The sequence below is a fragment of the Phaeobacter sp. JH20_26 genome, from assembly GCF_048056275.1.
Taxonomy (GTDB): Bacteria; Pseudomonadota; Alphaproteobacteria; order Rhodobacterales; family Rhodobacteraceae; genus Phaeobacter; species Phaeobacter bryozoorum.
Map to the genome: position 1 here is coordinate 195448 of NZ_JAYMWL010000012.1, position 9291 is coordinate 204738.

General features: G+C 60.1%; 8 protein-coding genes and 1 pseudogene. 1 reads left to right on the forward strand and 8 read right to left on the reverse strand.

What is annotated here, in order from left to right; all coding sequences use genetic code 11:
* Positions 1-62 precede the first annotated feature (62 nt).
* The 8 genes and pseudogenes from VWY60_RS05795 to VWY60_RS05830 form a co-directional block, all read right to left on the reverse strand.
* Positions 63-1523, reverse strand: coding sequence for a hypothetical protein (locus tag VWY60_RS05795; protein ID WP_416540012.1), 1461 nt, complete (start codon positions 1521-1523; stop codon positions 63-65).
* On the reverse strand, positions 1523-2308 hold the full coding sequence (locus VWY60_RS05800; RefSeq protein ID WP_416537519.1) for a hypothetical protein: 786 nt from the start codon (positions 2306-2308) through the stop codon (positions 1523-1525). Before VWY60_RS05800 ends, VWY60_RS05795 begins: the two co-directional genes overlap by 1 nt.
* Positions 2309-2324: 16 nt before the next feature.
* Entirely contained in the window at positions 2325-2726 is a 402-nt protein-coding gene (locus VWY60_RS05805) for a GtrA family protein (protein ID WP_340547428.1), read from the reverse strand.
* Entirely contained in the window at positions 2723-3727 is a 1005-nt protein-coding gene (locus VWY60_RS05810; RefSeq protein WP_416540013.1) for a glycosyltransferase family 2 protein, read from the reverse strand. The genes VWY60_RS05805 and VWY60_RS05810 overlap by 4 nt, the downstream gene beginning before the upstream one ends.
* A gap of 211 nt (positions 3728-3938) precedes the next feature.
* The gene (locus VWY60_RS05815) at positions 3939-5927 is read right to left on the reverse strand and encodes a CocE/NonD family hydrolase (RefSeq protein WP_416540014.1); all 1989 of its coding nucleotides are present in this window, start codon (positions 5925-5927) and stop codon (positions 3939-3941) included.
* 72 nt (positions 5928-5999) lie between these two features.
* Positions 6000-7127, reverse strand: coding sequence for a CaiB/BaiF CoA transferase family protein (locus VWY60_RS05820; RefSeq protein ID WP_416540015.1), 1128 nt, complete (start codon positions 7125-7127; stop codon positions 6000-6002).
* Positions 7128-7700: 573 nt separating this feature from the next.
* Positions 7701-7931, reverse strand: a complete 231-nt coding sequence (locus VWY60_RS05825) for a hypothetical protein (RefSeq protein ID WP_416540020.1) — start codon at positions 7929-7931, stop codon at positions 7701-7703.
* Positions 7909-8052 (reverse strand): annotated as a pseudogene (locus VWY60_RS05830) (IS5/IS1182 family transposase); the annotation flags it as partial. The pseudogene VWY60_RS05830 and the gene VWY60_RS05825, both read right to left, overlap by 23 nt.
* A 537-nt stretch (positions 8053-8589) precedes the next feature.
* Here VWY60_RS05830 and VWY60_RS05835 point away from each other — a divergent pair.
* Positions 8590-9291: LysR family transcriptional regulator (locus VWY60_RS05835; RefSeq protein WP_416540016.1), on the forward strand; the 702-nt coding region annotated here is incomplete at its 3' end.

The following is a 9291-nucleotide window of genomic DNA, read 5'->3' on the forward strand; positions in this document are numbered from 1 at the left end:
CTGATCAGAAAAACGGGGGCCTGCACGCCCCCGTTTCTCGTTTGATGTTCTTTGCGCCGTCCTCAGCCGCCCGCAGGCACGTTATGCGCCGCCGCACGGATCGGCGTTGCCGACAACATCACCACGCTGCCCACGTCCAGATTGCGCACCTCATAGTCGGGCCCCTTGGCACCGGCCTGAACCTCCGTCGGCAGATGGGCGCAGGCCGTCGGTGTCATCGCGCAGATCACCACATCACGCCCGGTCAGTTGCGTCAGGCGAAAGGCCACCGACAGATCGTGCTGCAAGCCGGATTTCTTGCCCGATGGCAGCGACAGATAGGTGCCGGTGACATAGATCGGACCTTCCACCGGGAGGATCTGATCGGCCATCCTGCGGCTGTCGGCTTGCCAGGCGGTCACATCGCGATGCTGGAGCAGGTTGAACGCCAGGTAGATCAGCGCCACAAAGGCCAGGAGATTGCGTCCGATGCGGTCCCAGACGCCGCCCCGCGCCGCCAATTCCTGCGAAAGCAGCCCCAGCAGCACCGCGTAATACAGCCATACAAAGCCGGAGACACGCGGCGGCAGGGTGATGCCGGTCTTGATCGTCTGCACAAAGATCAGCCCCATCCCGAGGCAGATCCCCGCCAGCGGATAGGTCGCGCGCCAGGGGTCGGATCTGCCGACCAGCCAGACGGCCCAGCCAAACAGCGCCACCTGAAATACGGTCAGCGGCAGGAAGTGGAACGAGACCAGCGAGGCCGAGCTGCCGAGGAAATCACCAATCAGCCCGATATTTGCCAGCAGCGATGCCAGATCATGCGCCGGCTTCGGCATCCGCCACTCCGCCATCGGGATCCCGAAGACACCGTGAAACAGGTAGTTCAGCGTATAGATCGACGCCATCGCCAGCGCAAAACACAGGATAAACAGCCCCAGCAGCGATGCCAGATCCCGGGCAGAGCGCTGCGTGTCCGCACGGGTCAGACAGAGCGCCAGCAGAAAGAACGGATAGGTCGTATAGGCGGTCAGCGCCAGCGGCACAAAGGGCACCAGCAGCCAGCGGCAGGCCCGGTCCGACAGTTGCGTGGTCGCCAGCGCATAGATGGCAAGGATCGCCATGCCCGGGATCAGCGTGTTGAACCACAGTGAAATCAGCAGCGCAGGCGCCGACAGCCCCGCAATCAGCGCCACCGCGCCCTTGCGCCATAGCGGCGCCCCGGCCCCCAGCGCATTATGCGCCAGACAGCCCAGCACCACCGCCCATAACCCGTTGTAGATCAGATAGTTGGCCCAGCTCGGTAACAGTGTCTCGCGCAGGTGCCACAGGTAATTGACCCAGCGCCCCTCCATCAGGGTTTTGACATAATAGGTCTCTGCATCGCCAAACAGCGCAGGGTAATCATCGTGACGGATCAGCGGATCCGGCAGCTGGAACACCGCCGCGATCAGCAGCCCGAAAAAGGCCACCGCGATTGTCGCCAGCAGGGGCATTGCAGCGTCCCGGCGCGCCACAACCGGGCTGTCCATCACCAGTGTCATTATATCGTGCCCTTTGCCGTATCCGCACCCACCAGCCCTGCCGCCCGCGCCTGCCGCGCGATGATCGCAGCGCGGATCTGTGCGATCCGGGTCACCATCAATTGCGGCATCAGCGACACCACACCCCGGCGCAGCCGCCAGCCAAGATTGCCCGCAGGCGGCACCGGCTGCCCCGCCAAAAGCTCCGTTGCCAGAACCTCCTCCGGCAGACCCGCACGCCCCGCTTCATTCACATAGAGCACGGTATTGTAGCGATACCAGGGTTCTACCCCCTCGGCCTCTCTCAGCGCCGGGCGTACGCAGTCAAACGCCCGATAGCCCCGCGCGGCAAAGAGATCCTGCCAGAAGGACAGCGGCTGTTCATTGATATGAAACTCGCCGCCCTGCCCCGGAACAGCCGCCGAAAACAGCACCCGATCGGCATGGCGCGTCAGCCCCGCAACCAAGGTTGCGGAGGCCGCCGTCGGCAGATGCTCACCAACCTCCAGGCTCTGCGCCAGCTCGAACCGCCGACCCAGATCAAACTCGCCAGTCAGATCCGCCGCATGGTAACACCCCGCCGGGATCGCCAGACGGTTACGATCCACATAATCGCCGTCCACCCCGGCGATGTCAGCAACGCCGGAATTCGCCCATTCACTGAGCCAGACACCGCGACCGCTGCCCAGATCCAGCACGCTCCGCGCGCCAAGCCAGGGCTGCACCGCCGCGATCAGCGCCTTCGCCGAGCTGCGCGCGCCGGCCTCGATGTAATCGTAGAATTCATTTGAATACACATGCGACATTTCTTGCCACTCCTCTTTACGCGCCGTGTCCGGCGTAGACCCAGATCTTGAAAAACAGGTAGTTCTGAACCGGCAGCCAGACTGCGGCGGTGGTCGCCGCCAGCCACTCCGGCCAGCCCAGCATCGGACCGATGACACCCGTCAGCAGCGCCGAGGTGACAAACCCAAGGCCGACCGTGCAGCCAAACCGCAGCGCCTGGTCCGGCTGGCCCAGCTTCTGGCGGAACGTCCAGACGGTCTGGCCGACATATTGCGCCAGAACCGCCAGGCCAAAAGCCAGCGCATTGGCCAGCCCCGCCGCCAGACCGATATGCAGGAACCCCAGGAACGCCAGCACATAGAGCGCTGCAACCGAGACGCCGACAATGGCAAAGCGGATCAACTGGCCGAGATCTTTCTGAACGGCGGCGCGGATCATGACGCTTCTTTTTGGGCCGGTTCAGCCAGTGGCGCCGCTACGGCGCGGCTGTCGCCGATGAAATCGACCGCATGGGCGGCGGGATGCCCGGTCTGCTGCGACAGGAAATACAGCGGGCGCTGTTTGCTCTCCATATAAAGCCGTCCGACATATTCGCCGAGGATCCCCAGCGTCAGCAGCTGGATCGCGGAGAAGAAAGAGATCGCCAGCAGAACCGAGGCCCAACCGGCAACGGTGTTGAACAGGATCAGCGAGCCAAAGACATAGACCGCCATCAGCACGGTCACCAACAGGCTGAAGAATGCCAGCCGTGTGGCCATTTTCAGCGGTTTGGTGGAGAACCCGGTCAGCGCATCGGTGGCAAAGCGCAGCATCGCCTTGAACGGATATTTGGTTTCCCCCGCGACACGCGCTTCGCGGATGTATTCGAGACCAATCTGGTGAAATCCGGCCCAGGCAAACATGCCACGGATGAACCGCGCGCGTTCCGGCATTTTCAGCACCGCATCCAGCGAGCGGCGGCTGACCAGGCGGAAATCGCCGGTGTCTTTGGGGATATCCACATCCGACAGCGTATTGAGAAAACGGTAGAACAGATAGGCCGTCGCCTTCTTGAACAGGGTTTCCCCCTGGCGCTCGGCGCGGCGGCCGTAGACCACGTCATAGCCGCGATCCATCATCATCATCATGTCGGGCAGAATTTCCGGCGGATCCTGAAGATCGGCATCCAGCATGAAAATCCGCGCGCCGGTCGCCGCCTCCAGCCCAGCCGTCAACGCAACCTGATGGCCGCGATTGGCCGACAGACGGATGCCCCGCACCACCGGATGACGCTTATGCGCCGCTTCCATAGCGGCCCAGGTTTCATCGCTGGAGCCATCATCGACCAGAATGATCTCGGCCCGCTCCGCCCAGGGTTCGATTGCCTGCACCAACCGATCCACCAGCAGGGGGATGGACTCTTCCTCATTATAGCAGGGTACAACAACGGATAGATGCACCTTCTCGCCCCAATTCTGTTTATCGTCTGCTCACAACCGGGGGACCATCCGCCCGGCATTCCAGCGCGATGAAAACATCTCAAGGGGGGTATTCTCACCCGAAATGGTTAACGCGCAGTTCCGTTTTTGGTCACAGAACGTGGCCAAACCGTGGCGAACTGGGGGTCAATCCGGGGAAAAACAGCGATTTTTAACAGGATTTGATGCGAAATCACAAACAATCGCGCGGCAGGCTCTCGCTCCATTCCTTAACGCAGACTTCTGTCTGCCCGGCACCTTCGCAGGCCACAACCCTGCGCCAGAGATGGAAATCCTCCCGATCACCGCGCATCTCATTGTCGGTATCGACCTGCACCTGCCAGTCACCGCGCGCGAATGTAAACCGCCACTGGCTGGTAAAGGTGGCGCTGGCCGGATCATCCGGATGCACCGCATAGCGCATGGCGACATGGCTGCCGACCTCCATCCCATGCACCGGGTCAATGGCCGCGCCATAGTCATCAAAAGTCTCTAGCACCAGCGTGCCGTCGGCCTCTTCATAGGTGTTCGATGTGCCGGAGGGCGCGCGGGTGACCTCTGCCTGATAGGTCGGATAATCCCGCGCGGCGCTTGGCGCCTGCGCCTCGACCTCCTCAGCGACCAAACGTTCCGGCAGGATCAGCGCGCAGCCCTCCAGATGCAGGGTCAGCGCCACAGGCTCGGGGCTGGGCCAGATGATCGGCCAATAGGAGGTCGACAGCGCCAGCCGCAGCTTATGCCCAGCCCTCAGACGATGCGCGCATTCATTAAGCGCAAACTCCACCTCATAGCGCCGGCCGGGAACCAGCCGCGCCGCGTACTCATGGCTCTCATCATGGCATAGGTTGCGTCCCCGATAGGTGATGCGCTGCGACACGCCATTCGGGGCCACATCACACAGCCGCGCCATCACCTGCGCCACCGGTCTGTCGACAGAGAACGCCAGCCGCAGCCGCGCCCGCCCCAGCAACTCCAGCGGGGTCTCAAGCGGTGCCGTATCGAAACAGGCCGACAGTGCATCATCCCCCGCCTGATCGCCCGGCAGTTCATTGTCGATCCGCATACCTGCGCAGAAATACCCGCTCCCCATGCCAAGGGTTGCCGGATTGGATACCACAACCTCCCCCGCACCCGGCACCGCCTGCAACCTGCCCTGTGTCCCAAGATGATGCACCACCTCGCGCACATTCGGGGAGGGCCATGCAGTCTCAGCAATCCAGCGTCCCTGCCGGGGTTTGTTTTCCTTGGTCGGATTGAAATGCTCCTGCATGTAGGTGCGATAATCCGGCAGATCCTCCGCGCCGCTGTCTGCGCCCTTCAGCCAGCGATCAAACCAGCGCAGCACCTCGCCGTGGAAATCATGCCCTTCCAGCTTGGAAATATGGGCATAGCGGTGCTCCCACGGGCCGATCAGCGCCTTGGCGGGCGCCTGCATATGGGCCGCCAGTGCAGGTGGTGCATTCACATAGGCATCGGCCCAGCCGGTGATCGCCAGCACTGGCGCCTTGATCGCAGACCAATCCTCGCAGACCGATCCATGTTTCCAGAAATCATCCCGCTGCGCGTGGGACAGCCAGTCCGCGGCCATAAACGGCAGCGCCTCGATCCGCTCCACCCAGGCCTCGCGCCAGTCCGGGCGCAGTTCGGGATCCAGCGGGCGGGTTTGATAGGCAAACATCTGCGAGGCCCAATTGGCATTATCGCTGAGCAGGCAGCCCCCCATGAAATGGATATCATCGGCATAGCGATCCACCGTTGAGGCCACGCTGACCACCGCCTTCAACGCCTCTGGCTGACGCGCGGCCAGCTGCAACCCGTTGAAGCCGCCCCAGGAAATCCCGATCATGCCGATATTGCCATCGCAGAAAGGCTGCGCTGCGAGCCAGGCCAACACCGCCTCGCCGTCGCTCAGCTCCTGTTCGGAATACTCATCGTCAAACACGCCCTCGCTGTCGCCCGTGCCGGCGATATCCACCCGCAGGCAGACATAGCCCTCAGCCGCAAAGACCGGATGCGTGGTGGCATCGCGCGGCGCAGTGCCGTCGCGTTTGCGATAGGGCAGATATTCCAGGATCCCAGGATAACACCCCTCTGCCGCTGGCCGCCACATCCGCGCCGCCAGCCGACGCCCATCTGGCAGCGGGATCCACAGATGTTCAACTCCGGTGATCTCCATCGCCATGGCGCGCCCTCTTCCTGTCTGCTTCAATCTCAAGCTGTTGCCGCCCACCCAAACGGTCGGCGATCCGGAGGTCTAGTCTCCCTGCGACATATCCTGCGCCACCGGCAGGATTGGCGCGGATTTCTCCAGCGCCAGCTCCGCATCGGAAAACACCCAAGGACCACGCACGCCCGGCACATCCTCCGGCGCAATCTGCATCTGGCGGTGCTTGATCTGCGGATCGTCAAACGCCTGCCCAATGGTGTTGATCGGCCCCGCAGGCACGGTCGCGGCCTCCAGCGCCGCCAACAGATCCGCCTGCCCCCATTGCGCCAGCGCTGCCGCCAGCATCGGTGTCAATTCGCCCCGGTTGGCCACCCGCAGCTGGTTGGAGGTAAAGCGCGGATCAACCGCAAGCGCCGCCATGTTCAAAACCTCGCAGAGCCGCGCAAACTGGCCGTCATTGCCAACGGCAAGGATCACATGCCCGTCGCGCACCGCCATCACCTGATAGGGCGCAATATTGGGATGCTCATTGCCCATCCGGGTCGGGCTGGTGCCGGTTGCCAGATAGTTCATGTTCTGATTGGCCAGCATCGCGGTGGCGCAATCCAGCAGAGACATGTCGATATGCTGCCCCCGCCCGGTTCTATGGCGCTGTTCCACCGCTGCCAGAATGCCGATGGTGCCATAAAGCCCGGTGACAATATCGGTGATCGCCACCCCAACCTTCTGCGGCTCACCATCCGGCGCACCGGTGATCGACATCAGCCCGGACATGCCCTGCAACAGGAAATCATAGCCCGCCCGCGTCGCATAAGGCCCATCCTGCCCAAAGCCGGTCACCGAACAGTAGATCAGACGTGGATTGACCGCTTTCAGACTGTCATAATCCAGCCCGTATTTCGCCAGCCCGCCGACCTTGAAATTCTCGATCAGGATATCGGCATCCCGGATCAGCTCCAGCACCGTCTGTTTGCCGTCTTCAGTGCGAAAATCCGCAGTGACGCAGGACTTACCCCGGTTCGCCGCATAGTAATAGGCCGCTGTTTTATCACCGTCGCGCTCGATAAAAGGCGGGCCCCAGCGACGGGTATCATCCCCCTCGGGGCTCTCGACCTTGATGACATCCGCCCCCAGATCGGCAAGCGACTGGCCAATCCATGGCCCTGCGAGAATACGGGCCAGCTCGACCACCTTCAGACCTGCAAGCGGTGTCATGGGCTCTCCTATCAGTCCGCCCGCAATCTGCGAGGCATCCCTCTGCCAAGGCACGGCAGAGTGTTCTGACAGAGACTTAGCCTATCCATTCCTCTGCGGGCAAATAATTTGATCAAAACATGCGGAGAGTCTTAAGAAGGGAGTGGCCAGGCGGAACAAGCGGATGTTGCTCTCTTAAGTGTGATTATTGCGATCGGTTAGCATAATTCCGCAAGAATTTCCACGCTACGAACCCAAGCAATACTAATCCAAGCAAAGCGAAGGGTACTGCTGATCGCAAATCGGTCATAAAACAACATTCTCGATACGCTGCCAATAACTCCTCATCCCACTCCGCAAAACCGCTATGGGTGAAGAACACGCCTTTGCCCACTTGAACGATTAGCCAAGCTGCAAAGATGAGTAATATTCCACAAACGAGGACAATCCATTTCATATTTGCAATATAGCTGCGTTGCAGAAAGGAGCAACGATGACCTCAGCGCAGACCAGCAGGGCGTCCGGAACCAGCAAAACAATTGGCGCCAAATTTCACCGTATAAGACATCGCAGAGCGACTCGCCGCAACAGCAACTACAGCGCCAGCCCGCCCTGCCAGACCTGCTGCAGCTCCAGCGCGTCGTTCAGATGCAGCACATCGGAGCGCGCGCCGGGTTGCAAGCGCCCCAGATCGGGCCGCCTGATCAAATCCGCCGGCCGGCTCGTGGCCATCTCCAGCGCCGTCTCCAACGGCAGATCGCAGGTCTCGACCAGGATCTGCACCGCCGTGGCCAGCTCCAGATGGGCGACCGGGGCTGCCATCATGCGGCGCGAGCCAGGTCATCTCTTTGTCCAACCAGATCAGAAGCGACCCGCGCTTTCTGAGCGCATCGTTGTAGCTGAACCAATTCGTCGTACGGTAGCGGGCAGGTGCGGGCTTGCTCATCTGCCCGGTCTAACCGCATGGATTCGTGATGTGAATCCTTAGCACTCAGAGTTCTGCAACAACGCCTTCAAAGCTGCCAATGCGACTTTCACCTTGAATGCAGGGCTGTGGTTCCGTCTGGGTCGTCTTGCCATCGTTGCTCCTTCGTCCCGGCATGCTGTCGGATGAGGAGCGGGAAATCCACCTAGCTCAACTGTTCATATTTCTCGGGCCACATCTCCATCACGATCAAGGCAATGTTTCCCCCCACTCTGTAACAAGCTTTTTGGCCCGACTGAGCACTTCGTCACCAGAGGTCGGGTGATCCGGTGCGATCGGTACTAGTATTTTCCGGGGCATGAATGTGATCCTTTGCTGTGACGAAGGTTAGATGACTGCCCCTCGAACCTATCGACGTTGCCGACCATCAGTAAAAATCAAAAAAACTCTCAAATTTCATAAATGAAATTTATACGATACCTTGCGCGGTAAACACAGCAAGCCTCAATGAAGCATTTTCCGAACGACCTCTATCGGAGAAGACAGGAACAGAACCAAATGAACACTCGTCTCAACTTAGAACAAATACGGGCATTTCTGACCGTCGTGCGCCTCGGTGGATTTAGCAAAGCAGCCGATGAGCTAGGCTTGACACAACCAGCCGTGACTACGCGGATCAAAAACCTAGAAAACACCTTGGGCGTGGAGTTGTTTGAAAGAACGAGTGGAGGCGTTCTTTTGACCAAGAGAGGGGATATTCTCGCCCGCTATGCAAAACAGTTCGAACAGCTTTCAGAGCTCGTGCAACGAGATGTTATGGATCCCTCAGGTATCGAGGGCCATCTTCGCCTAGGAGTTTCCGAAACTATCGTTCAATGCTGGTTACCGTTATTCATTGAAGAGCTTCATCGAATGTACCCTGCCCTCGAAATCGAGATCAACGTCGATATATCGGTCAACCTCCGTACAATGTTGCTTGATAGAGAGATCGACCTTGCCGTCTTACTAGGGCCAATTTCTGAGTACTCTGTCGACAACGTCGAGTTACCAGAAGTGGATCTTGCCTGGTACCGAGCCGAAAGTGACCAAAGCTCCAACGACCAACCGTCTCGATACCTAGAAAAGCCCATATTTACATATGCAAGAAATACGCGTCCTTTTCGGGAATTGCGCTCTGAACTTCTTGAACATTTGGGTCCAAACTACTCACTCTTCCCCTCCTCTTCGCTATCAGCTTGCTTTCGCTTAGTTGAATCTGGC